This window comes from Staphylococcus sp. LCT-H4, from assembly GCF_001866145.1.
Classification (GTDB): Bacteria; Bacillota; Bacilli; order Staphylococcales; family Staphylococcaceae; genus Staphylococcus; species Staphylococcus succinus.
In genome coordinates this window covers 387,302-413,798 of the sequence record NZ_MODY01000002.1, presented here as the reverse complement: position 1 = coordinate 413,798, position 26,497 = coordinate 387,302, and the positions used below count along the sequence as shown (strand labels likewise).

Sequence of the window (26,497 nt, the reverse complement as noted above, 5' to 3'; positions counted from 1 at the left end):
AATATAGCAGTACAAACCCAAGTAATACGATAACCCCTACATATACCGACATCATCCATTTCACGTACGTTGTCATAAATCGCATACATGGTTATTTGACTCAAATATAATTGAACTCACTGCAAAGAGTACATGAAGTAGATATTATGAAAAGTTTATTTTCATATTAACTAATTTCTAAAAAATAATTTTTTAACAGATCAAAAGTTCATAAAAATTGGTATACAAAAAGTGGATATAATCATCTCACAATTGATTACATCCACTTTTTATTTAGTATATTAGTGATTAAACGTCATTTTTTAATCAGCAAATTTTTTCAATATAATTACCGCATTGTGTCCACCAAAACCTAAACTATTACTCATTGCATAAGTAATATCTAAATCTTCTGCTTTATTAGGCACAATATCGATATCACATTCAGGATCTGGTGTGACAGCGTGAATCGTTGGTGCAATACGACTATCTCTAATTGAAAGTGCAGAGAATATCGCCTCAATGCCCCCTGTCGCTCCAAGTAAATGACCTGTCATTGATTTAGTCGAACTTACTTTCAATGTTTTAGCAGCTTCACCAAATGTATTTTTGATTGCTTGCACTTCTGTTAAGTCTCCAACTGGTGTACTTGTACCATGAGCATTAAGGTATTGTACTTCTTTAGCCTCAATGTTTGCATCATCTAAAGCAGCTTGCATAGCACGTGAGCCACCTTCTCCTTGAGGTGCAGGTGCAGTAATGTGATAAGCATCTCCCGTTGTACCATAACCAACGATTTCTGCATAAATTTCTGCACCTCTTGCTTTTGCTGATTCAAGTGATTCAAGTACAACAATACCTGCGCCTTCACCCATAACAAAGCCATCACGGCCTTCTTGGAATGGTCGACAAGCAGTTTCTTTGTCCTCATTTGTAGATAATGCACGACTTGCGCTGAACCCTGCAATTGCCATTTGAGTAATTGGTGCTTCCGTACCACCAGTAATCATGGCATCTGCATCACCACGTTGAATGATTTTAAAAGCTTCGCCTATAGAATTTGTACCTGTAGCACAAGCAGTGACTGTAGATCCATTAGGCCCTTTAGCACCTAAATCAATAGATACTTGTCCTGTAGCCATATCTGGGATTAACATTGGTACGAAAAATGGGCTTACACGTCTAGGTCCACGTTCTAATAATTGTGAATGTGCAATTTCAAAAGTTTCCATACCGCCAATTCCAGAACCAATCCATACGCCAATTCTATTTGCAGTATTTTCATTAATATCTAATTTAGCATCACTCACTGCTTCTCTTGCCGCGACAACTGCATATTGGGTAAATCTATCCATACGACGTGCTTCTTTTTTCTCGATATGATCTTCAATATTAAAATCTTTTAACTCTCCAGCCAAATTAATATTGAAATCTGATACATCTAAACGAGTAATTTCTTCAATACCATTTACGCCCTTTAATGCATTATCCCACGTCGTCTTTGCATCGTTACCTAGAGGTGATAATGCGCCGATTCCTGTTATTACAACACGTTGTTCTTTGCTCATATTTTATCCTCCTATTTTCCCCATCTCAATGTAACAGCGCCCCAAGTAAGACCGCCGCCAAAACCTACTAACACTAAAACGTCATCGTCTTTAATTTTGCCATTTTCCAATTCTTGCGCAATACTTAATGGAATTGAGGCTGCAGAGGTATTACCGTATTTATCAACTGAAACACTCATCTTTTCTCTCGGTATGCCTAAGCGTTCTCTCGCCGATTCCATAATTCTAATATTTGCTTGATGAGGCACAAACATATCAACATCTTCTGGTTTTAAATTTGCTTTAGCTACTGCATTATTTGATGCTTCGCCCATAATTCTAACTGCAAATTTAAATACTTCACGACCATTCATAAATATTTTGCCATTTTCTGGATTTAAATATAAATATTTACCGCCTGAGCCATCAGAACCTAATTCATAGCTCAGAATACCACGTCCTTCTGATACTTCTCCGATAACGGCAGCTCCTGCACCATCACCGAATAAAATTGCAGTGGAACGATCAGTAAAATCAGTAATTTTAGATAATTTATCTACACCTACAACAAGTACATTCTTATAATCTCCAGATTGTACAAATTGTTTAGCATTAATCATAGAATACATAAAACCACTACACGCAGCGAGTTGATCTAAAGATGCAACTTTACCAACGCCTAATCTCTCTTGAAGGATATTGGCTACTGTTGGAAAAGGAAAATCACCTGTAGAAGTCGCAACTAATATCATATCAATATCAGAGGCTTCAATTCCAGCATCTGCTATTGCTCTTACGCTTGCTTCATATGCTAAATCAGATGTTTCTTGCTCTTCACTAGCCCATCTTCTTTCTTTAATACCAGTCATTTGAGAAATCCATTCATCCGTTGTTTCTAAAAATGTTTCAAAATAGGCATTGTCTACTATATTTTCAGGTGCATATGCACCAAAACCTTTAATACCCACGTCCATGGTCGAACACCTTCTTAATTTATTTTTTATTACCAGGTATTAATTTAACATAATACACATTTCAAATACAAGAACTACCTCTAACATGTGTGTATAATTGCATATTTTATTATAATTTAAAGCATATTTAATTATAACGCAAAAATATGCTTTGATACTTTTCTTACTATACAAATAGCGTTTTCTTATTTATAATAGAGATATATTTATTATATTGGAGGCATTACATAATGAAATACCTCATAGTTCTATTTTGGTCTATTGTCTTATTAGAAATGATTAATTTTGTATTAAATAGTTTAGAGGGTGGCGGGCCACTTAACCTAATCACACCTCTTGTTGTAGCAGTTATATTTACAATTATTGTAGTGTTATTTGATATGGTGATTAAGCCAACGTCCAATGATTCTAAACAGCAGCATTAGGCATATTTTAAACTGTCGACAAAGTATCATTACTTTGTGGCAGTTTTTTATTTAACAAATTATTATAAAACAGCCCCCGTAAAAGTCTGACAACTGATACGGGGGCTGTGCTATTTTGTGGTTGCTATATTTAATTACCTTTATCACATTTCAGGTTTGATATCTTCAAACGTCAAGCCGTCATCTGATAAATCTATATGAATTGATGTACCTTCTGGTAAATTTTCTCTAATCATTTTACGGGCTAATGGCGTTTCAATTTGTCTCTGTACAAAACGTTTTAAAGGACGTGCACCAAATTGAGGTTCGTACGCTTCTTTTCCTAGCCATGCTTTTGCCTCATCAGAAACTTCTATAGAAATACGTTGTTCCATAAGTCTAATATTTAATTGCGTCAATATTTTATCAACGATTAAACTCATATCGTCGATTGTTAACGGTTTGAAGAGCACAATATCGTCCATACGGTTAATAATTTCTGGTTTGAAATATTGATTCAAGCTTGTCATTACAGATTTTTCGGTAGATTCTGTTATAACACCTGTATCTTTAACATTTTCTAATAAAATTTGTGAACCAATGTTACTAGTCATAATAATGATTGTATTTTTAAAATCTACTTCTCTTCCTTTAGAATCTGTTAGACGACCTTCTTCAAGTATTTGTAAAAGTACGTTAAATACATCTGAATGTGCTTTTTCAATTTCATCTAGCAATATAACAGAATATGGGTTACGACGAACTGCTTCTGTTAATTGTCCGCCTTCATCATGACCTACATAACCTGGAGGTGCACCAATTAAACGAGAGACAGAGTGTTTTTCCATATACTCACTCATATCAATACGAATCATGTGTTTTTCTGAATCAAATAAAGTAGATGCTAGGGATTTAGCCAATTCCGTCTTACCGACACCTGTAGGTCCTAAGAATAAGAAGCTACCAATTGGTCTGTTAGGATCTTTAATCCCTGCACGTGCTCTTACAACAGCATCTGATACTAAATCAACAGCCTTATCTTGGCCCACGACACGTTTGTGTAAAATATCTGCCAAATTCAATAATTTTTCTCTTTCAGTTTCAACTAATTTTGATACTGGAATACCTGTCCATGAGCTCACGATTTCTCCAATTTCTTCATCAGTTACAATTTCTCGAATAATACGGTCAGTGTCTCCACTTTGTTCATCTTGGAACGCTTCTTCCAATTCACGTAATTCTTTCTCTAATGCTGGAATTTTACCATGTTGTAACTCAGCTGCTCTTTCTAAATTATAGTTCGTTTCAGCTTCTTCTAAAGCTTTTCTACTTTCATCTAATTCTGAACGTTTTTCTTGTAATTTAGCAATTTTACCTTTTTCTTCTTCTACCCGTGATTGTATTGCATTTTGTTTTTCTTTTTCATTAGATAATTCTTCTTGTAGTTCTTGTAATCGTTGTTTACTTGAGTTATCGGATTCATTTTTCAATGCAGATTCTTCAATTTCTAATTGCATGACACGTCTATTGACTTGATCTAGTTCTGTTGGGTTAGATCCCATTTCTGTACGTATCGTTGCGCAAGCTTGATCGACTAAATCAATCGCTTTATCTGGTAAGAAGCGGTCAGTAATATAACGATCTGATAATTCTGCAGCTGCTACTATAGCTCTGTCTTGAATACGTACTCCGTGATAAACTTCGTAACGCTCTTTTAATCCACGTAATATAGAAATTGTATTTTCTACATCTGGCTCGGCAACGTTTACTTTTTGAAAACGACGTTCTAACGCTGAATCTTTTTCAATATATTCTCTATATTCATTTAGTGTTGTAGCACCAATACAATGCAATTCACCGCGTGCAAGCATCGGTTTCAACATGTTACCGGCATCCATCGCACCTTCTGTTTTACCTGCACCTACAAGCATGTGAATCTCATCAATAAATAGAATAATTCTACCTTCTGAATCTTTAACTTCTTTAAGCACTGCTTTTAAGCGTTCTTCAAATTCACCACGGTATTTTGCTCCGGCAACTAGAGCACTTAGATCTAATTCAAAAATCGTCTTATCTAATAGTGATTCTGGTACGTCTTTACGTACAATACGTTGCGCTAATCCTTCAACGATAGCAGTCTTACCTACACCAGGTTCACCTATAAGTACAGGATTGTTTTTCGTTTTTCTACTTAAAATTCTAATAGCATTACGTATTTCTTCATCTCGTCCTATAACCGGATCCATATTGCCTTGACGTACTTCTTCAACTAAGTCACGTCCATATTTTTCTAACGCTTCATAATTTGCTTCTGGATTTTGTGATGTCACGTGATTTCCCCCTCTTATTTTTTTTATAATCTCAGTTATCACTTCTTTTTTATTGGCGATAAATTGTTGCGTCGTTTCGTCTATGTCCATCGCAGCAACAATAATATGTTCCATAGAAATATATTCATCTTCATAAAATTTCATATAACTTTCAGCTTTATTAAACAGTTCATTCGTTTTTTGACTAATATACTGTCCGTACTGTACGTTATCGCCTTGCACAGATGGATATTGTTTTAATTTTTCTTTATATACATTTATCAGTGCTTCTGTTTCAATATTGGCACGTTCTAGAACACTTTTAAATAAACTATCATTCTCTTCAAGTGCTGCCATAAGTACAGCTTCAATTTCAATATTTTGATTTTCATTTTCTTTTGCTAATTCAACAGCTTTTTGTATAGCGCCTTGAACTGCATAGGTCATTTGATTAATATCCAAAATGATTCACCTCACCATTTAGTGTTTGATCAATGGAAAGTAAGTTTGACTTTGACTTTCTTTGACCTTAAGTTTATTATAGTCCTTTTTATTTAGATAATCAACACAAAAGCTTGTATTTTTTCAAATAAAACACTTATACTTCAAGCTATATACATCAATGTTTTGCCCCTTTATTAGCGTGATTAAACCATCATACTTTAACTTATTTTTTATTACATATTTCTGATATTTTAATTGTCTTTAAAAACGAATGAAAGCCCATGCCAACGTTATGTTGAAATGAACTTACTATCGTATTACTTTTCGTTTCGCTTAGGCATAATAAATAAAATTTATTATTTATCCTTTTTAGGAACCATCTGTTTTAATATTTCGTCAGTTAAAGCTTGAACGCCTGAATATTCTAAATGAATACCATCCGGAGCGAAATATTCAGAATGACCTTCTGAACGTTTATGCCAATCTACTAACGTTACATTTTGGCGATTTTTAGCAGCATCAGCCATCAAACTATTTACATGTGATTCATAATTTCTCGGAACGCGCGTGTTTACTAAATAAATTTTGGCATCTCCAAATTTACTTATCAGTTCGTTCAATTGCTCTTTTGAAAAATCACCATTTGTCCCTAGCTCTAGAACTACTTGCTCGTTTTTATTAGCATATTTTTTATAATTTTGTTCAACGAGTGGTATAGCTTCATATAAATTACGTCCAACTTTACCGTCAATATTGGCATTAGGTACATATTTAGTAAAATCTTCTCCAATATCTACCATTACAGAATCCCCAATAAGTAAAGGTTTCAGGTCTGAATATACTTTATTATTTTTATGTGCTTTGGCTTGCTTTTCTCCTGATTTTTCTTTGAGAGAAACAGTTTTAGACTTTTCTTTGAGCTTATGATTGCCTGTAGTATGATAAGACATTTTCTTATTAGCTGTAGTATCTTTACCTAAATGATCAAATGCTCCTGCAAAAATCAGCAGTGACGGGATTAGAATAATGATTAAAGCTACTGTTCGTAAGAATGAGATTTTTCTAAAACGGTTTAACGTGAACGCACGGAAACTATATTTTCTAAACGGTGTTTCGATATAGCGATAAGATAATTCTGCAAAAATGATGGTTACTATCACATCAATAATATACACATAAACAGGAATTTGCCCGTCTACAAAGTAACTATGTAAAAAACTTATCACCGGAAAATGCCATAAATATAAACTATATGAGCGTTTGCCAATGTATACGAATACTGGATTACCGAGTATCCGAGCGAAATATCCTGATGGATGTACTGCACTACTGATTACAAACAGTGTCATTGCTGATATCAAATAAAATCCGCCATTATATATCCAATCACTATTATCATCGACCAAAATAAATAGGCTTAATAAGCAAATAACACTTAATACCCCCACTGTATCAACGACGTGTCTTATAGCAACATTTGGTTTTTTCTTCAATTTAAATGGTGGCCATAAGAATGCTAACATTACACCTAAGAGCATCGTTTGCAGTCTTGTATCGGTTCCAAAATAAACACGGGAATGACCCATATGCGGTTGCGAAATCATAATCATTACAAACAAAGATACTAATGAAATAATCCAAAAAATCAATGTCACATTGCGATATTTGCGAACAGTGAGTAATAAAGTGATTAATACAATTGGAAAGAATATGTAGAACTGTTCTTCAATTGCTAGTGACCATAAATGTTTAAGTGGCATAAACGCAAACTGTTCAAAATAATTTACATCTGAAACAATATACCACCAATTAGATACGTAAAGTACTGCAGCAAATGCATCGTGTTTGATACCGACAATTTGATCTGGTTTTAAAATGAGCGTAGCTAATACCACCACACAAACTAAGACGATAACTGCAGGCATTAATCGCTTAACCCGCCTTAACCAAAAGTTTTTCAAATTAATGATACCTGTTTCTTCATACTCTTTTAATAATAAGCTGGTAATTAAATAGCCTGAAATAACAAAAAATGTATCTACACCTAAGAAACCACCCGTAAGCCATTGCCTATTTAAATGATAGATAATGATGCCTATAACAGCAATTGCTCTTAATCCATCCAAGCCAGGCATATAACGTGTATCGCGTTTTTTATCGCAACGCTTACTTGAATCGTTACTCATTTTCATCATACTTTCATCCCCAAATTTTAAAATAATGCTTTATCTACAGCGTAAATCCACTTTCATTTTACTAGCCGATTGTAATACTTTTGTAATATAAATGCAATTATTTTAATGATTTGTACGATACATTTTTTTATTTTTTCAATAGTTCAAACTTATATAATTTATTAAACGAAGTTTTTGAGTTTTAAAATTAAAAAAAGAACTAACCTCATGATCTCCGCGTTTTGATACGGTTCTCATTTAGCTAGTTCTCTTAATTATTTCCATTTATTGTTTAACCAATGCCTAACGCAATTTTAGCATAGCGAGACATCATATCTTTGTCCCATGGCGGGCTCCAAACGATATTTATTTCTGTATCTGAAATCTCAGGTATTTCTGCCAAGACCATTTTAACTTGGTTCATAATTTGTGGTCCCATTGGACAACCCATAGAAGTTAAAGTCATATCTACTTTACAAATACCTTCATCATCAACGTCTACATTATATACTAAACCTAAGTTAACAATATCAATTCCTAACTCAGGGTCTATAACCATTTCAAGCGCATTTAAAATACTATCTTTTAATCCTTCGTCCATTTGTCTCACCTCTTCGTTATTAATCATATTAACAATATATCAAATATCTTACAAAACGCCAATAAAATGCTATGATATTGATACAACAATTATTAAACATTAAGGAGATTTGCATGAAACCTTATTTAATTTGCTTAGATTTAGATGGTACACTTTTAAACGATGAAAAAGTAATTCCTACTTATACAAAACAAGTGTTAAAAACTTTACAATCACAAGGGCATAAGCTCATGATAGCAACTGGCCGCCCTTATAGAGCAAGTCAAATTTATTACCATGAACTTCATATGGACACGCCTGTAGTTAACTTTAATGGTGCCTATGTTCACCATCCTAAAGATAATAACTTTAAAACAAAGCACGATGTTTTAGATTTAGAATTGTCTAAAGAAATTATTCAGTCCTTAAATGATTATGGTGTTTCAAATATTATTGCTGAAATCAAAGATCATGTCTTTCTTAATAACTTTGACCAAAAATTATTTGATGGCTTTTCAATGGGCACGCCTAAAGTAGAAACTGGTGACTTATTGACTTCTTTAACAGCCTCACCGACTTCTATCTTAGTAGAAGCTGAAGAAGTGATGATTCCAAGAGTTAAACAAATGCTCACGCACTTTTATGCTGAAAACATTGAACACCGCAGATGGGGATCACCTTTTCCAGTTATTGAAATTGTAAAACAAGGTATTAGCAAAGCTAGAGGCATTGATTATGTTAAATCACACCTAGACATTGATCGCAACCAAATTATTGCATTCGGAGACGAAGATAATGACTTAGAAATGATTAAATATGCTAAATACGGTATCGCAATGGAAAATGGATTAGACGAGTTAAAACACGTAGCTAATGAAACTACATATTCAAATAATGATGACGGTATTGGTCGTTATCTTAACAACTATTTCCAACTTGATATTCCTTATAAAGCATTCATTACATCTCGAATATAGTCAGATACTCACTTACTAGGAGGTCATTTATTATGAATAAAATCATAGTCGTTGGCGCTGTTGCTGGTGGAGCGACCGTCGCTAGTCAGATACGAAGATTAGATCAAGAAAGTGAAATCATTGTCTTCGAAAAAGACAGAGATATGAGTTTTGCAAATTGTGCACTACCCTATTATCTGGGTAATGTTGTTGATTCACGAGATAAAATCCTAGAAGCTACACCTGAAATGTTCTATGAAAAAAAACAAATCACAGTCAAACCTTATCATGAAGTAACGGCAATTAATGATACCCATAAATCTATTACCGTATATGATAGACAAAGCAAACAATCATTTGAAGAAACTTATGATACCTTAATTCTGAGTCCAGGTTGTAGTGCAAACTCGTTAAATTTGGACAGCGATATCACATTTACATTAAGAAATATGGAAGATACAGATGCCATAGAATCATTTATTAAGCATCGTAAAGTCAGTAATGCACTTATTATTGGTGCTGGCTATATTGGTTTAGAGATACTTGATAATTTATATGAAAGAGGCATTAGCCCAACGCTAATTCATCGCTCAACTCATATCAACAAACTGATGGATTCCGATATGAATCAACCTATTATAGAAGAAATGCAAAAACGTCAAATACCATTTAGACTCAATGAAGAAGTTGAGAAAGTCATTGGAAATGAGGTGCATTTCAAATCAGGTACAGTTGAACATTTTGATATTATTATTGAAGGTATTGGTGTAAAACCGAATTCTGATTTCATCAAAACGTCTAACATCAAACTAGACGCACGTGGTTATATACCTGTCAATGATTGCTTCGAAACAAACATCCCAAACATATATGCTTTAGGTGATATTATAAATGCACACTATCGGCACGTTGACCTTGAAGCACATGTCCCACTAGCATGGGGTGCACATCGTGGCGCAAGCATTATTGCTGAACAAATTGCTGGGAATGATTCCATAAAGTTCAAAGGCTATTTAGGTGCAAACATTGTTAAATTTTTCGACTATACCTTTGCAAGTGTTGGTGTCAGCCCACAAGAATTAATGCATTTTGATTATGAAGTCGTTGAAACTAAACAGGGTGAACATGCTGGATATTATCCAGGTAATTCCCCTTTACATTTACGTGTCTATTTTGATAATACCAACCGTCGTATTATACGCGCAGCAGCAGTTGGAAAAAAAGGCGCCGATAAACGTATCGATGTATTATCGATGGCAATGATGCATCGCTTAACAATTGATGAACTCACTGAATTTGAAGTTGCCTATGCGCCACCATATAGTAGACCGAAAGATATTATTAACATGATTGGTTATAAAGCTCGAAATAAATAAAAATAATATCTGAGACAATAAAATCGATGATTTCTATTAAGTATGAAGCTGAGTAGAAATCATCGATTTTATTTCGTAAATTCATTTTTTGCTTCTTGCCTCCTAGTACAATTTCAATTTTACATACTTATCTCAAAGTTGCTTATATTTTTACTGTATCGTTCCACAATGCGCCTATTCAAATGTATCATGATTAACATTTGTTTCTAATTTAGTCACATCTTTAAACAGGGTCTCTCCATCCATTCTCTTTCAAGCTATAAATTTCATTTTAAAATTCAAAAAGATCTTATTAATTTATCTTTAAAGTATTGATTCTAAATCAATTTAATTCTTCTACTTTTTTAACTATCTTATCTAAATGACGCGTTGTCACTGCAGTTTGTTCATTTAGTAATTTAATATCTTGATATAATGATGTAACTTCGCTATTAGATCCTTGAATTTGATTCATCACTTTAATGTTTAATAAGAATTTTAACATGGGATATGCAATGAATTTAAATTTCTTAAAAAATATAGCTTGGACTTTAGGAATAATTTTATAGTTACTTTGTTCTATTAATAAGTGTAGTTCATTATATGACTTTATGATGTTGTTAATCAGTTGTTGTTGTTGTTTTCCTTTATACTGATTTTTTAGCGCTATGCCTGTATTTAAAGGTATAATCATTGCTGCATGTGACATTAGCCAATCTTCAAAATTTGCTTCATAAGTTAATTTTATAGGTAAATCTTTGAATATTTTATAAAGTTTATTTTGAAATGGTATTTTCTCCTCAAGGTGACTGACTTTTAGTTCTCCAGCATTAAATCGGATAACCGTTGTTGTGCTGTCATTTCTATTTCCCCCAGTCATTAAAAAACCAAAAGATACATTTTTATATGTCTTTGATTGCTTAAGAACAGTTTCACGAAGCTTGTGTGGATTGGTGTTGTTCCCCACAAAAATGATATTCTGCGTAACATTTTTCCCTATTATAGGTACAACTGAATAGACATCTGAATATTTCATTGTTACAAATATAACATCATAATGATCAGTCTCATTTAATTCACTAATATAGCTAAAATGTTCTTTTGTATTTCGCTTCTGGAAATAGTGGTTTAATACGACTCCCCTATCATTCAAATTGTTGTAGGTCTGTCCTCTTGCTAATATCGTTATATTATTCTCAGGTTTGTTTAGCGCATGTGCTAAAAATTGCCCCTGCACACCAGCACCATAAATAAGTATATTCATTGGTATACTCCTTCCTTTTTAATAAACATTTGTTCATTAACTTGAAGTTATCATTATAAAACGTTAAACTCAATAAACAAAATGTACATTTTGATGTTTAATGTACAAATATCAAAAATTGTCGAGAACTAAGGAGTAATTATGGATAAAAGACAAGAAAAATCACGCCAACTCATTATCGAAACTTTTATACAACTCATGCAGGAAAAAGACGTTGCTAAAATATCTATGAAAGATATAGCTGAATTTGCCAATATTAATAGGGGAACGCTTTATTTAAACTTTATCGATAAATATGACATTCTTAATCACGCCATAGATTTTATTATGGCAGAGGCAATTGAGAAATGTGAGCACTATATGTATGCAATAGAAGACGGTAAAGAGGGTATACGAGAAATACTTGTCGCCATCGATAAGCAATATGATCTCCTTAAGAAATTGATACAAAAATCAGATTTAAATATATTAAAACAGACACTTTCAGAGAAATTCATGAAATCTATTAAGCAAAAAGACAATGAAATAATGACACAGTTTTTAGGTTCAGCAACAGTAGGCGTTATCGTTTGGTGGATTGAACAATCTAGACCATGCTCTATTGATGAATTAAGTAATGAACTATGGCGTTTATTAGCACCACATATTGAATCATTTCTATAAAAATATGCACAAAAAAACTGTCAACAAAATCAAAAATTCTGTCGACAGCTTGAAGCAATCACATAATGAATGACTGCTTTTTCTTTATAAACCAAACATTTTTGTAATTGGTCCTTGTGGCAAGATAATACCCAAACACATCGTAATGATAATGACGATAATCGTTGTCCACATTAATCCATGGCTTGGTTGGCTTTTCTTCCTTTTCGCAATGGTAACTTCCATAAGTGCAACAGCTGCTACGCCGCCTAACATTTTCAATGTTAGTAACATATGCCCTCCAGCATTATCAGAAGAAAAAGCTTGAATCCATAACCAAAATCCTGAAATTAAAACTAATACCATAAAGAGTCTTAATACCATATGAATTGGTTTAAAGTAAGGTGTTGCGCCTTGTTTTACTGAAAAGTTAAAATACGCAGCAAAGAACAAAATAATTGCAAGCACCCATGATGTAATATGAATATGTAACATTAAATAACCCCCACACATATTTTTTATCACTTCATACAACTATTAACTACAATAATTATATATAAGTAAAATTTTTGTAGTCTTTGAATTGCAAAAATAATATGCTTCCATCCTTATCATACTCAATACTTTGTCATTTTTCAAAAAGAAATTCAAAATCTATTTTCTTACAATTCATCATTTATATCAAAGTCCCTAATTTCCATAGTTAAATCACTCAAAAAACGGACTAACAATCTCAAATGTTAGTCCGTTTAAGTATATTTATTTTTCAGCAATAAAGTTCGTTAAAGTACCAATGTTATCAATCGTTACTTTAACTTCATCACCAGGTTGTAAGAATTTGGGTGGATTCATACCTGCACCGACACCTGCTGGGGTACCTGTCGCAATAATATCACCTGGATGTAACGCAACATATTTAGATATTTCTTCTATTAATTCATCTATTTTAAGAATCATTTGACCTGTATTACCATCTTGACGAATTTCATTGTTAACTTTTGTTACAATATTAACATCTTCAGGTGTAGGCAATTCATCTTTAGTTACAATATACGGACCGACTGGACATCCACCAGTTAAACTTTTAGATAAGAATGCTTGGTCTTGTGCCTTTTGAGCTTTACGATCTGTAATGTCATTAATAATAGTGTAACCATACACATAATCTAACGCTAAGCCCTTAGGTATTTTTTCACCAGATTTTCCAATGACGATACCTAATTCACCTTCATAATCTAATTGATCAGTAATATCTTGGTGATTTGGGATTGTGCTATTATCACCAGTTAATGACGATGCCGCTTTTGTAAATACATATAACCGTTGAACTTCATGATTTAATTCATTTGCATGTTCTTGATAATTACGTCCAAAAGCAATTATATTATTTGTTGGTGTAACTGGAGGTAAAAATTCAACGTCAGCAAATTGTACTTTATAATCCTCACCTTTGCCACTATCTTCTGCAGCAACAACTGCTTTACGCACTTGTTCTTGGAAATCTACGACTTGATTCTGTTGAAGGCCATGTAATAATGTTTTAGGATGAAACTCTCCTTCAGCAAAATCAGCAAAGACTTTTTTCAAATCCCACGCTGCTTCTTCACGCTTTACTTTTACACCATAAGATGTCTGTCCTTCATGTCTGAATGATAGGAATTTCATTCAATATCAGCTCCTCATCTATATCTTAATACATATTATAACTATATTTACTACCAAATAACAAATAAATACCTGGTATTTTCTAAAAATTCAATCAGTTTAGAAATAATCGTACAATTACTTTAAATATGTTATTTTTCTCCACGCCCATTCAACCGGACCTTGTTTGAATTTTTTTAAATAGTAATAACTAGCGCAAACTTGTAAACTATATACAATAAGTACAATGAGATAGGACTGATAAAGCTCTAGCTTGTTATATAAACCTAACCCCATATAAATCAAAGTAAAAATAATACTTTGTGATAAATACACTGTTAAACTTAACTTTCCAGGATATTCAAACAGGTGGACAACTTTTCTAACTTTTGACACTTGGCATAAACGTAAAAATATTAAAATATAGCCTGCTGCTACAATCGGACCTCCAACCATGGCACTTATATATTGAAAAGCATTATTACTATAATCTATGGCGAATGGCACTTTCAGAGTATACCCTATAACTATACATAGCATTCCCCAGAAAGTCGTGCGTTTTTGATTGTTATTGTTACGTAGAACAGTGATTAAATTTAATTTTTGCGCTATTATACCACATAGAATGTATGGTAAAAACTCTAAGTACGCCGATGTTGTCATAACATCTAAGACACTCATCACTGTTTCATTGATATTTATTTTTAACAAGTCAAAATAATTACCATTTTGCTTAACATCTATGAGTTGTCCCAAAGACATACCTGAAAAGTTATTTGTATCATTTCTTCCTGTGTTCCATGAGAATACTGAAAATGGTATGACAATGAGGATAATTTTTAATACAAACAATATTGTTGCCGCTTTAATCAATGTTTTCGTTTTCTTTTTAATTAACAACACTGCGAGCATTCCTGTAAATGCATACCCAAATAAAATATCGCCAGAAAATATAAAACACCCATGTATTAAACCGATAATCAATAAGCAAGCTAACCTTCGATATATAATCGGATAATAACGAAGGCCTCTATATTGGATATTTTCATACATAATTGCTAATCCATATCCAAATAAAAATGAAAAGATTGGATAAAATGAACTGATAACGACAAGCGTAACTATTCGTAAAAGTCCTTCGTTGATGCCGTGTACTATATCCGGTAAATAAGCTTCTTCATATGGCATACTAAAAACTAAAATGTTCATAAGCACGATACCAAATAAACTCAATCCCCGTAATGCATCTAATTCGAATAACCGCTTTTGTGGTGGCACAAAACAACCTCCCTTTAGATTCTAAGAATCAATAGATAGTTGACCAAATTTAAAGAAATATAAATATCCTTTAACGTCAGCATTTAACAGTGTTTCTAATGTATTACGGTAATAATCCATTTGTACTTTATACCGTGACCTTAACTGTTCACCTATTTCTTCATCTGTCATATTTCTCCTTCTGTTAAAAGCGTCTGTTTTATAATCAACGAAATAATATTGTCCTTCTTTTACAAAAATCAAATCAATCATACCTTGAATTATCGAAGCATCTTCTTCTACTTCTCTCATCGATTCTACTTTAGACTGATTTACAACAAATGGTAACTCTCGGTAGATTGCGTCACTTTGTGCGATGGTTTCATATAATTCACTTTGAACAAAATACGTTATATCGTCATAACGTATGTCTGTTTTCGCATCTTCAGGAATGATATGTTGCTCAATGAGTCGTCCAATATATTGTTCTATTTCTGATTGGTTCAGACCACCACTTCGGAACGGTAAATGTTGCATGACAGTATGCATCAATGTGCCTATTTCATTCGCTTTACGCTTGGAGCTGTGACTTAAAAAGTCTGGTCTATCGTAGGCTGCTGAACCAATACGATATTGGCGGACACGATCATAGTTGGTATCAGTTTGCTCGGTTTCTAATTGTCTTTTAAGTTCAGATACAGACTGTTTTGATGGCTTATTAATTGCCATCTGAAATGTATATTCATGTGTTAACTGTGTTTGTATTTGTTCTTTTATGGCATCATTGCCAGTATTTAATGCATGAATATCTTGGATTGTCCGCTGCTCGCTTTCTTCAAATACTGTTTCTGAAGCAATATCTTGATAAAAGTCTGTTGTTAGATGAACATAAGGTATCATAGATGCTTCTATATCATGAATTGAATTTTCAAAGCGTAATTCGTTAGGTAACGATGTAGATTGATATTTGGCCAATATTGGATAAATCATATCAATAGGTCTTTGTGCAGTTATACGGTAACTGACGGGTAAATGTGTATCTGACACTGGTGCTTGTTCTAATTGCTGCAGCTCTTTCTCGTCTTTGACACGACCGATTAAAAACAATTGCTCTTTTGCTCGCGTTAATGCTACATAAATTAAACGCATTTCTTCTGAAATCATTTCTTTTTCTGTGATAGCTTTATAAGTTACTGAAGACAATGACGGATAAGAAATATTACTTTCTACATCATAGTAATTCATGCCAAGACCGTAGGTTTGATTAAGAATTACAGATTTATACAAATCATCTCTTCTAAATTTACGAGATAATCCTGAATAAATTACAAAAGGAAATTCAAGGCCTTTACTACTATGCACTGTCATCATTCTCACGACATCATCATTGGGACCGATAATATTTTCTTCGCCAAAATCTTTTCCACGTTCCATTAATTCATCTATAAAACGTATAAATTGATATAAACCACGGAAACTCGAATTTTCAAATTCCACAGCTTTATTAAACAAGCCATATAAATTAGCACGACGCCCTTTGCCACCTATAATACCACTGAAATATTGTATAACGTAATGGTCATTATAAAATTCATCAATCAATTGGTAGACTGGATGACTTTGACTATACATTTGATACATTGCTATATCCTGTAAAAATACTTGTAATTTTTCCACTAAATTTTTATTGGATGCTTCATGAGACATATAGTTTTGGATAGATTGGTAGAAATAATCATCATTTGGACTAAGGACACGAATATTTGATAATTCATCCTCCGTAAATTGATAAATGACTGAACGCATCAATCCTACCAAATAGATATCTTGTAAAGGGTTATCTACTGTTCTTAAAAATGATAAGACTAATTGGACTTCAGTTTGTTCAAAATACCCTTCCTTACTCTTAACATGGAACGGAATATTATGATCTTTAAAAGCTTGTTGAATCTTTCTAGCCTGCCCATATGACCTTTCTAATATGACAATATCTTTATAACTTGGCTTACGATATTGATTTGTTTTCATATCATATATTTCGTGCTCATCCATAATCTTCTCTACTTGTTGCACTATATATTCTGCTTCTTGTTCTGAACCATTTAAATCTGATGAAGGGTCTTCGACCAACATATTCATTTGTACATCATGTGGTTTATCATCGAATGCGGCACCATAGTAGAGTTGTGCTGCATTATCATATATAATTTCTCCTACGGATTCATCCATCATATGTTTAAATAAATAGTTTGTCGTCGTTAATACTTCTTCTCGAGAGCGGAAGTTTTGAGATAAATCAATACGCATACCATTGTTAGAACCATCTAATGTAAATCGATTATACTTATCGATAAATAAACTTGGATCGGCTTGTCTAAATTTATAGATAGATTGCTTAACATCACCTACCATAAATAAATTGCCATCAGCTTCAGTTCCACGCTTAAAACATGACAATATCTTTTCTTGCACTCGGTTTGTATCTTGATATTCATCGACCAAGATTTCCTCGAATTGTTGTCGATATACATCAGCCACTTCTGAAGGCGAGCCATCCTCATTCATCAATATGCGTAAGGCAAAGTGTTCATAATCAGAAAAATCTAAGAGATTTCTGCTCCGTTTCTTTTGATCAAATTGTTCAATCACATCGGCTGTGACTTTAGATAAATAAGAAACCCTTGGTGCTAATTTCTGCATGTCTTGTTTCAAATCTTGCGCATCTCGGGAAAAATAATCTTCCTGCACTTTCGAGACTAATGATTTATAATGATCATAATGCTTTTTACCGTCATCATAAGCATCAATCATCATTTCATTTGCTTCCTTTATCTTTTTATTCTTTGCTGGAAAACGAGCTTCAAATTGATGTTGTGCAATCACTTCGGAATTTAACTGTCCATCTTCCATGGCTTGATTTAAAAATGCTCTTTCCTTTTCTAACACTGCTACTTGCTTATCTACTTCTTCCAACAACATAAATAAGTTATAACTTTTATCTAGTGCTTCTAACGCTGACTCCATAAAAATCATAGCCAATTCATTCAATAATTGTAGTAATTCATTTTGCTGTGCTTCATCATAATAAGGACTTGCTAAATTTCGGAGCCATCCGTATGGATTAGGATTTGCTATACTAAAATAATACATTTGTTTAATTGTATTACGCAGTTGATCATCGTTTCGATCGGATGATAATTGTTCTGTTAAATCAACAAAACTAGGGTCAAGGATATCATAATGTTGCTCTAAAACTTCATCGATTGTTTGCTCTAATAACAGTATATTTTCCGCTTCACCACTTGTTCTAAAATTTGGATCTATATCTAATACATCATAATGATGTTGAATTAATTTCAAACAGAAACTATGTAGTGTAGAAATTTGAGCTTGATGTATTTTAATTCGTTGGTTTTTTAAATGTTCATTATCAGGCGCCTCTTGCGAAGCTTCTTGTATCCGTTGATCCACACGATGTTTCATTTCACGTGCACTTGCATTCGTAAATGTCACGACAAGTAATCGATCTACATCAATTTCATCATTTAAAATGCGCTGTATAATACGTTCAACTAATACAGCTGTTTTCCCAGAACCTGCAGCCGCTGCTACAAGCACATCTTGCCCTTTTGCATAAATACTTTTCCACTGATTATCCGTCCATCTAACATCAGCGGGTTTCACTGGAATTTGGCTCATATTTGATCATCCTCTTCTAACGCCACTTTTTGAACTTCTTCTAATGGATCAATAGATTCATCTACTGTACGATATCGTTTACTATCAATCATTCCGTCTACATGACAAACCGATTTATAATTACAAAAATCACACGGTAAAGTTTGATTATATTTCAATGGAGCAACTTCTGTATGGCCGTCCATAATATCTGATGCAGTCTCAATAAAATTTTGTTTATTGTGTTTAATGAGTTTATAAATGGTCTGTTCATCTGCAACTTTACTATTGCTTTTAATACCGCCATCTTTTTTCAATCCGAGTGGTACAATATCAGACGTATAGCTCGGTTCAATTCTTGTATCAAATGCATCTAACACAGATTCATCACTATTCAACAATCCACTCAATTTAAATGAATTAATAAATGCTTCGTCTCTCTTTTCTTCACTTAATTGGTTCCACGCTAGTTTAATACGTGGTTCATGAACATGGAAATAGAGTAAGCCGCCAGGTTTGGTCATTTCAGTTAAACCAAGTCGTGATTTATTTTGAAGAACAATATCCATATAAGTCATCATCTGCATTTGCATACCATAATATACCTTTGTTAAATCTAAAGTACCACTATATTTAGACGATTTATAATCAATAATATTTACAAAGCTTTGTTGCCCTTCATTGTAAGTATCAATACGATCTATTTGTCCGCGAATATTGATTGGAATACCTTGTGTTGTTTGCAATGCCTCTGCAAAAAGTTCGTCATGGTCTCGTGGTTTTCTTCTAAAGCCAGCTTCAAAGCGTTGTGGTGTAAATTTAGTATAATTACCTTGATATTTCAATGCGGTCAATGTTGTTTCAACTATTGCGCCAATTCGCTGTGATAAATAACGATAATACGCAGTTGAATTCAATAAATTAAATTGAACCTCGGGTAATATTTCCGATAAGGCTTCAACCGTCAATTTATGAATTTGCTTTGTATTCAAATTTTTAAAATCGCCATTCACTTTTTCTGAAATGAATTTTAATACTTGGTGAAAAATATCACCTAAATCAAAATGTTCTAGTTTATATTTTGTTCGTTCATTCAACCTCAAACCATGTGAAGCAAAGTGTTTAAATGGGCATGCTTGATATCCTTCAAAACGTGAAACACTGGCATTTATCGTACTTCCATATAAATCTTTAGATAGTGATTCGCTTAATTGCACCGTTTTATTATCATATGTCAGTGCAGATAACAAATAATTCAATCCTTTATTTAGACGATCATCATCTCTCATAACTTGATATGTATCTAACCAAGTATCTGCAACTATTTCATCGTCTAACCATGCTTTTAATGATTCAAATAACACAATTTTTGTTTGGTGTGGATGTTCCATTAAAGTAAGTGGATTAGCTTGATGTTGATGATGTATATTTTGAACTTCTAGATTTGTAAACAACTGTTGAATTTGATTTAAAAATGGACTCGGCTCTTTTTCATCACCATTTGTTCCCATAAGTGAATAAGAGAATGTCACAGCCACACGACTTCTCGTCATTGCAATATAACAGACAAAGGCTTCATCCATTTGTAGTATATCTGCTGTAGGACTTAATTCTATTGATGCTTGTTCTTGAAAATATTTCTTCTCGTCATCCGTGATCAAACTTGAAGATGAAACAGTTTGTGGGATAACACCATCATTAGCCCCTACAATGTATACATGTGCTTTGTTATCAACTTTAGCCAAGTCCATTGTACCAATACTCACTTGATCTAATGTTTGCGGAATCATGACAAATTCCAATTGATCTAAACCAATATCAAATAGCTCTAAAAATCTAGTTTGGGACATACTTTTATCTCCGAACACCGTAACAAGATCGTCTAAAGTTTGAATCAAGCCGTTCCATATTTGGTCAATTTCCTCTGCTTTTTTATGTTCACCTTCTACATCTAGTGTATCTCTTTCCGTCATTAATAAACTTGGTAAATCAAAGGCTTCCAACGCTTCATAAAATGCAGTTGCAAATCCAACCGCTGTATTCGCTTCACTCATTTTTGTTTCAAAGTGCATAACTTTGTCAATGACATCAGCTTTCAATTGAATTACACGTTCAAAAGTTTCTCGTTCATCATCTGTCAGCGGCTGACGTTTTAACCCCATTTTTCTGAACTGCTCTACATGGAAATACTTTTCGTCTATCCAACGTTTGCCATAAATGCCACGTTCCAACACAAAATTTTCTAAGATATCAATAAGTAGATGACTATCTTTAAATTTCTTAGTTAAAACATTTGTTTTAAACAAACGCATCAGTGGATCAAACTTCCAATTAGTTTGAATTACTTCAATAAGTGAACGCAACATTTCCATGATTGGATGATGTGTCATAGACTCTTTCACATCAATGTTATACGGAATACCATATTGTGGTAGGATAGACTCCATCAGATAAGCATAGGATTCGTCTCTATACAATATGGCTATATCTTGATAACGACGTCCTTGTTCACGTGTTTCTCTTAAGATACGTCGTGCAATTTCATTGATTTCTTCTCTCATTATAGAAGACTCTAAGATTTCTATATTACCTTGTGTCGCTATAGGCTCAAATTGCAAAGCATTAAAGCTCTGTTCTAATTGAGATAAATCATTATTTTTAAACCTATATGCTTGGTTAAAACGCTTAACATTTAATTGTAAGTTTAACTGCTGTGCTATATCTTCTATATGCGTAAGTGATTCTGATGGTTTTCTAAATAAACTAAACGTATCTTTATCACCATCTGTTGTTAATAGTATCGTTACCTTTTTGGCATACTTCACTAAGCTTTGAATGATTTGATACTCCAACGTTGAAAAGTTATGAAACCCATCGATATAAATTTCAGTACGTTTGAGCCATTCAGATTTGTCCATCACCGTTATAAAACGTTGCAAACTATCTTCAGTAGATACATATTCTCCATTTATTCTATCTTCTAAATGTTTGTAAATAAGTGCTATATCTTGAAGCTTATGTTTGGTTCTAGTTTGTAGTGTATTTGTCTCTATGTATGATGTTAACTGTTCAGGGGATACTGCATATTTCTTAAAATCTTGTATCTGCTCATAGAGTTTCTCACTAAAACCGTAATATTTAACTTGAGAACGATAAAGCTTTAAGTCCGATTGGTGTTGTTGAATGATGTCATAAATCATCATTTCTGTGCCTGCTTTCGACAATTGTTGTTCCATCAAACCGCCAACTTCTTGAAAGACACGATAACTTAGTCGTTCAAAGTGTAATACTTCTGTTCTCAGACTACCGTTCAGTTCAGAGTCATTTACGAATGCTTGCTCAAGTTGAAAAGTATTTTGTGTTGGAGCAATTAAGACAATCGGGTCGCCTAACGGATCTTGTTTCATTTTGTTTTTTATTTCTTCTATCATTGCATGTGATTTTCCCGTACCTGCTCTTCCAATATAAGCATTTAATTCCATGACATCTTCCACTCCTTTGACTTATATTTTAACATATAAAAGGTTGTGCATCGTTAATCTAAATACTCATAAAGCTATATTCATATTTTAATCATCAACTCATATCACAATTACTTTTATAATATTTTAAGGTTTAGAAAAACCGATTTATTAATACTTAATATGACTTATACACATTCCGGATAACAAAAAATACTAACAAAGGTTTAAACTTTGTTAGTATTTTAAATTAAATATTATTTATCCTCTTTTGTATCAGGATCAAACCCAAATTTCATTTCATTTAGCGGCCAAAAGCTAAATGACACTTTACCAACGACTTGATCTTCATCAATCAAACCAAATGAACGACTATCTTTACTTACCTCACGATTGTCGCCGAGTACAAGTAATTTACCTTTTGGAATTTTATTTTTCTGATCTACCTGATTAATGTCTTTGGTTTCAAAACTACCAGTAATATAATTATACTGCTTATGTTTCTCATTATAATTTAAATATGGCTCGTCTACCTTTTTACCATTTACATATAGTTTATCTTTCTTATACTCTACATTATCGCCAGACGTACCAATAACACGTTTAACATAATCACTGTCTTTCGTTGCATGGAACACAATCACATTACCTTTTTTAATGTCTCCAAATTTATAACCAAATAAATTTACGACTACGCGTTCTCCATCTTTTAAAGTAGGATCCATAGAATCCCCTTTAACTGTATATGACTGCGCCACAAAGTTTACGATAAGTAATACTAATGCAACTGCAACAACGATCGACACAAACCATTCCAATATCTCTTTTTTCAATTTTTACACCTCATCTATTTAATTAAAGTTCATTGTGAATTTTTTAAAAGGATAATATCTCAAACTCACATCGCCTATGATATCGTTTCTTTGTATAAAACCAAATGTCCTCGAATCATCCTCATGCTTCCGTTGGTCATTAAGAACGAAATAGGCATTGGGTGGAATAATATCTTCTTCAGAATGTTTAAGATTCCTAAGTGATAAATTAGTTATACTTTCATTATTAACATAGGGTTCATCTACTTGTCTATCATCTCTATATAGCGTGCCATTTTTATACGCAATAGACTGTCCTGGCTTTCCAATAATTCTACTTACTTTAATATCATTACCTTCACGATACATTATAATGTCATTATTATCTAGTAAATTAAAAGTTGTTTTAACTTTATTTATTATCACTCTATCCCCTAGTTTCAAACTCGGTTCCATAGCGTCATTCTTTATGACTGTACCAGTGACAATAAAAGCCTGAATCAATAGTACAATAATAATCGCAATAATGATGGAAATCAAATGTTTTAATATGCTTCGCATAATGTCACTCTCCTGAAGAATGCATAAAGTACTTCTCGATTTTGCGTCCAATAAACCATACAATAACAAACACAATCATAATTAAAATAAGTCTTGTAGGATTTGTAAATAATGTCGTTATATCATTACCTAGCCATCCAATAAGGCCAATCATAACTAATTTCGATGCAAAAAGTACTGTTAAATATACATGTGCTCTAATATGAGATAAACTAGCTACAATATTTACAAATGCACTAGGTGTAAATGGAAAGCACAATAAAATAAATATAGGTATAATGCCACGTCTATCAATAAAATGTATCAATCTTTGAACTGATGTGCGTTGTTGCAATTTCTTCATATATTTTGTATGTGTAAGTCTCCTGAAAATAAGAAACACAAAATAGCTACCAACCACTGTTCCAAGCCAAGCTAACAACGTACCAATAACCAAGCCATAGGCATTGACGTTCACAATTACAAATACAATGATTGGTAAAATAGGAAGAAATGCTTCAATAAACGGCAATAAAAAACCTATAATATAGCCTAGACTTCCAAATAAATCAAACCAATGCTGAACTTGTTCTTCCGTCATCAAATCATTCCTCATAATATTACTATTCTTCGTAATTATAATTGTAACCTCAAACTTTTCAAACTATAAAGTGTTAGTTTGCTCATAAATCAGCCTTAAGAACGAATAAGTATGCTTATCATCGACTCATAGATTTTTTACTTAAATAATGTATTTAGATAATAGAGTATTGCTTATAGTCATTCCTAAACATAAATAAAAAAGTGACTCATCTAAATCTGAATTTAGGATGAGCCACCTTTTTATTTATTCAATTTAATAGATAGAAAACGAACAAATTTAAATTTCATACATACACGTACATATTTTATTATGAAGTCATCAATGAAATACGATTTAAATTATAGGCGTTTTTCTAATTCTTGTTTTTTGTCTTCAAATCCTGATTTACCTAATAATGCGAACATATTTTGTTTATATGCTTCTACACCTGGTTGGTTAAATGGATTAACACCCAATTGGTATCCACTCATAGCACAAGCAAGTTCGAAGAAGTAAACTACATAACCAAATGTTTCTTCATCTAAACGAGGAATATTAACAACTAGGTTAGGAACACCACCATCAGTATGTGCTAAAAGCGTTCCTTCAAATGCTTTCGTATTGACTTCATCTATTGTTTTTCCAGCTAAATAATTTAAGCCATCTAAATTATCACTATCTTCTTCAATAGTAATATTATGTTTTGGATTGTTCACTTTGACTACTGTTTCAAATAAGAAACGACGTCCTTCTTGAACATATTGTCCAAGTGAGTGCAAATCAGTTGTATAGTTTGCGCTTGAAGGATAGATACCTTTGAAATCTTTACCTTCTGACTCACCAAATAATTGTTTCCACCACTCGTTAAAATATTGCATAGATGGTTCATAGTTAATTAACATTTCAGTGTCATAACCTTTTGCATATAATACGTTACGAATTGTTGCATATTGATATGCAATGTTATCTTCTAAATTTTCTGATGACAATTCTTCACGGGCTTTAGCAGCACCTTGCATCATTGCTTCAATGTCTATACCAGCTACCGCGATTGGTAATAAACCTACTGCAGTTAATACAGAGTAGCGGCCACCAACATCATCAGGTACTACAAATGTTTCATAACCTTCGTTTGTAGCTAATTGTTTAAGTGCCCCTTTTTCTTTGTCTGTAGTAGCGAAAATACGTTTTTTCGCTTCTTCTTTGCCATACTTACTTTCTAATAACTGTTTGAACAATCTAAATGCCACTGCTGGTTCTGTTGTCGTACCAGATTTAGAAATAACGTTAACTGAATAATCTTTACCATCTAAATAATCAATTAATTCTTGTGTATAAGAAGAAGATAAATGATTACCTACAAAAACGATTTCTGGATATTCATCACTATTTCTAAATGAAGACGTTAACATTTCAATCGCCGCACGCGCGCCTAAATATGAACCACCAATACCTATTACTACAAATACGTCAGAATGCTCTTTCACACGTTTAGAAGCTTCTAATATGCGTGAGAATTCTTCTTTATCATAATCTACAGGAAGGTCTATCCAACCTAAGAAATCACTGCCAGCACCTGTACCTTCATGAATCGTTTTATGAATCGATTTCACTATATCTTTTTGTTGTTGTAATTCATGTTCGCCAAAAAATTCTAAAGTTTTACCATAATCTAATTGAATATGAGTCATTTGATTTGCCTCCAGTGTTTTTAATTTCAAAATCATTTTACTAATTTTATTTTCACTATTCAAACAACTAGCCTATAGATAATTGTAAATTATGACAATTTCGTCAAATTTTACTATTTAAACAACTTGCATCATATTCATATTTATATGCATTTATAATACACCCTTCAAACGCTCTTAAACTTACATACACATTCCTTGGT

Annotated in this window: 19 protein-coding genes; 4 read left to right on the top strand and 15 right to left on the bottom strand. The window is 32.9% G+C overall.

Annotated features, from left to right (window positions below; genetic code table 11):
• Nucleotides 1-302: 302 nt before the first annotated feature.
• The gene (gene fabF / locus BK821_RS06935) at nt 303-1,547 is read right to left on the bottom strand and encodes a beta-ketoacyl-ACP synthase II (RefSeq protein WP_046837355.1); all 1,245 of its coding nucleotides are present in this window, start codon (nt 1,545-1,547) and stop codon (nt 303-305) included.
• Between the two features lie 11 nt (nt 1,548-1,558).
• Nucleotides 1,559-2,500, bottom strand: coding sequence for a beta-ketoacyl-ACP synthase III (locus tag BK821_RS06930; RefSeq protein WP_046837354.1), 942 nt, complete (start codon nt 2,498-2,500; stop codon nt 1,559-1,561).
• Between the two features lie 230 nt (nt 2,501-2,730).
• Between BK821_RS06930 and BK821_RS06925 the strand changes: the two genes are divergently transcribed.
• Nucleotides 2,731-2,925, top strand: coding sequence for a YjzD family protein (locus tag BK821_RS06925; protein WP_046837353.1), 195 nt, complete (start codon nt 2,731-2,733; stop codon nt 2,923-2,925).
• A gap of 143 nt (nt 2,926-3,068) precedes the next feature.
• Here the strand turns inward: BK821_RS06925 and clpB are convergent, their stop codons facing one another.
• The 3 genes from clpB to BK821_RS06910 all read right to left on the bottom strand — a co-directional run bounded on the left by clpB (nt 3,069) and on the right by BK821_RS06910 (nt 8,432).
• Entirely contained in the window at nt 3,069-5,675 is a 2,607-nt protein-coding gene (gene clpB / locus BK821_RS06920) for an ATP-dependent chaperone ClpB (RefSeq protein WP_071331467.1), read from the bottom strand.
• Between the two features lie 338 nt (nt 5,676-6,013).
• Nucleotides 6,014-7,843, bottom strand: a complete 1,830-nt coding sequence (locus BK821_RS06915; RefSeq protein WP_071331572.1) for an acyltransferase family protein — start codon at nt 7,841-7,843, stop codon at nt 6,014-6,016.
• A gap of 280 nt (nt 7,844-8,123) precedes the next feature.
• Nucleotides 8,124-8,432: a metal-sulfur cluster assembly factor gene (locus BK821_RS06910; RefSeq protein ID WP_046837351.1), complete on the bottom strand. Its 309-nt coding sequence runs from the start codon at nt 8,430-8,432 to the stop codon at nt 8,124-8,126.
• Nucleotides 8,433-8,545: 113 nt separating this feature from the next.
• On the opposite strand from BK821_RS06910, the gene BK821_RS06905 reads away from it, so the two are divergent.
• Nucleotides 8,546-9,388 (top strand): Cof-type HAD-IIB family hydrolase, encoded by an 843-nt coding sequence (locus BK821_RS06905; protein WP_071331466.1) that lies wholly within the window; start codon nt 8,546-8,548, stop codon nt 9,386-9,388.
• A gap of 32 nt (nt 9,389-9,420) precedes the next feature.
• Nucleotides 9,421-10,743, top strand: coding sequence for a CoA-disulfide reductase (locus BK821_RS06900; protein WP_071331465.1), 1,323 nt, complete (start codon nt 9,421-9,423; stop codon nt 10,741-10,743).
• A 322-nt stretch (nt 10,744-11,065) separates the two neighbouring features.
• Here BK821_RS06900 and BK821_RS06895 read toward each other — a convergent pair whose 3' ends face one another.
• A complete protein-coding gene (locus tag BK821_RS06895) occupies nt 11,066-11,986 on the bottom strand; it encodes a ketopantoate reductase family protein (protein WP_071331464.1) in 921 nt (306 codons plus the stop codon).
• A 141-nt stretch (nt 11,987-12,127) separates the two neighbouring features.
• Between BK821_RS06895 and BK821_RS06890 the strand changes: the two genes are divergently transcribed.
• The gene (locus BK821_RS06890) at nt 12,128-12,649 is read left to right on the top strand and encodes a TetR/AcrR family transcriptional regulator (protein WP_046837347.1); all 522 of its coding nucleotides are present in this window, start codon (nt 12,128-12,130) and stop codon (nt 12,647-12,649) included.
• Nucleotides 12,650-12,733: 84 nt separating this feature from the next.
• Here BK821_RS06890 and BK821_RS06885 read toward each other — a convergent pair whose 3' ends face one another.
• The 9 genes from BK821_RS06885 to BK821_RS06845 all read right to left on the bottom strand — a co-directional run bounded on the left by BK821_RS06885 (nt 12,734) and on the right by BK821_RS06845 (nt 26,294).
• Nucleotides 12,734-13,123 carry a YisL family protein gene (locus BK821_RS06885; protein WP_046837346.1) on the bottom strand — a complete coding sequence of 130 codons (390 nt, stop codon included), beginning with the start codon at nt 13,121-13,123 and terminating at the stop codon, nt 12,734-12,736.
• Nucleotides 13,124-13,387: 264 nt separating this feature from the next.
• Nucleotides 13,388-14,293 carry a fumarylacetoacetate hydrolase family protein gene (locus BK821_RS06880; protein ID WP_046837345.1) on the bottom strand — a complete coding sequence of 302 codons (906 nt, stop codon included), beginning with the start codon at nt 14,291-14,293 and terminating at the stop codon, nt 13,388-13,390.
• A gap of 117 nt (nt 14,294-14,410) precedes the next feature.
• A complete protein-coding gene (locus BK821_RS06875; RefSeq protein ID WP_046837344.1) occupies nt 14,411-15,550 on the bottom strand; it encodes a DUF418 domain-containing protein in 1,140 nt (379 codons plus the stop codon).
• Between the two features lie 21 nt (nt 15,551-15,571).
• Nucleotides 15,572-19,228, bottom strand: a complete 3,657-nt coding sequence (gene addA / locus BK821_RS06870) for a helicase-exonuclease AddAB subunit AddA (RefSeq protein WP_071331463.1) — start codon at nt 19,226-19,228, stop codon at nt 15,572-15,574.
• Nucleotides 19,225-22,689, bottom strand: coding sequence for a helicase-exonuclease AddAB subunit AddB (gene addB / locus BK821_RS06865; RefSeq protein WP_071331462.1), 3,465 nt, complete (start codon nt 22,687-22,689; stop codon nt 19,225-19,227). The genes addA and addB overlap by 4 nt, the downstream gene beginning before the upstream one ends.
• A 236-nt stretch (nt 22,690-22,925) precedes the next feature.
• On the bottom strand, nt 22,926-23,501 hold the full coding sequence (gene lepB, locus BK821_RS06860) for a signal peptidase I (protein ID WP_046837341.1): 576 nt from the start codon (nt 23,499-23,501) through the stop codon (nt 22,926-22,928).
• 18 nt (nt 23,502-23,519) lie between these two features.
• Nucleotides 23,520-24,041, bottom strand: a complete 522-nt coding sequence (lepB, locus tag BK821_RS06855) for a signal peptidase I (RefSeq protein ID WP_046837340.1) — start codon at nt 24,039-24,041, stop codon at nt 23,520-23,522.
• Between the two features lie 4 nt (nt 24,042-24,045).
• Entirely contained in the window at nt 24,046-24,621 is a 576-nt protein-coding gene (locus BK821_RS06850; protein ID WP_071331461.1) for a TVP38/TMEM64 family protein, read from the bottom strand.
• A 341-nt stretch (nt 24,622-24,962) separates the two neighbouring features.
• A complete protein-coding gene (locus tag BK821_RS06845; RefSeq protein ID WP_046837338.1) occupies nt 24,963-26,294 on the bottom strand; it encodes a glucose-6-phosphate isomerase in 1,332 nt (443 codons plus the stop codon).
• Nucleotides 26,295-26,497 lie beyond the last annotated feature (203 nt).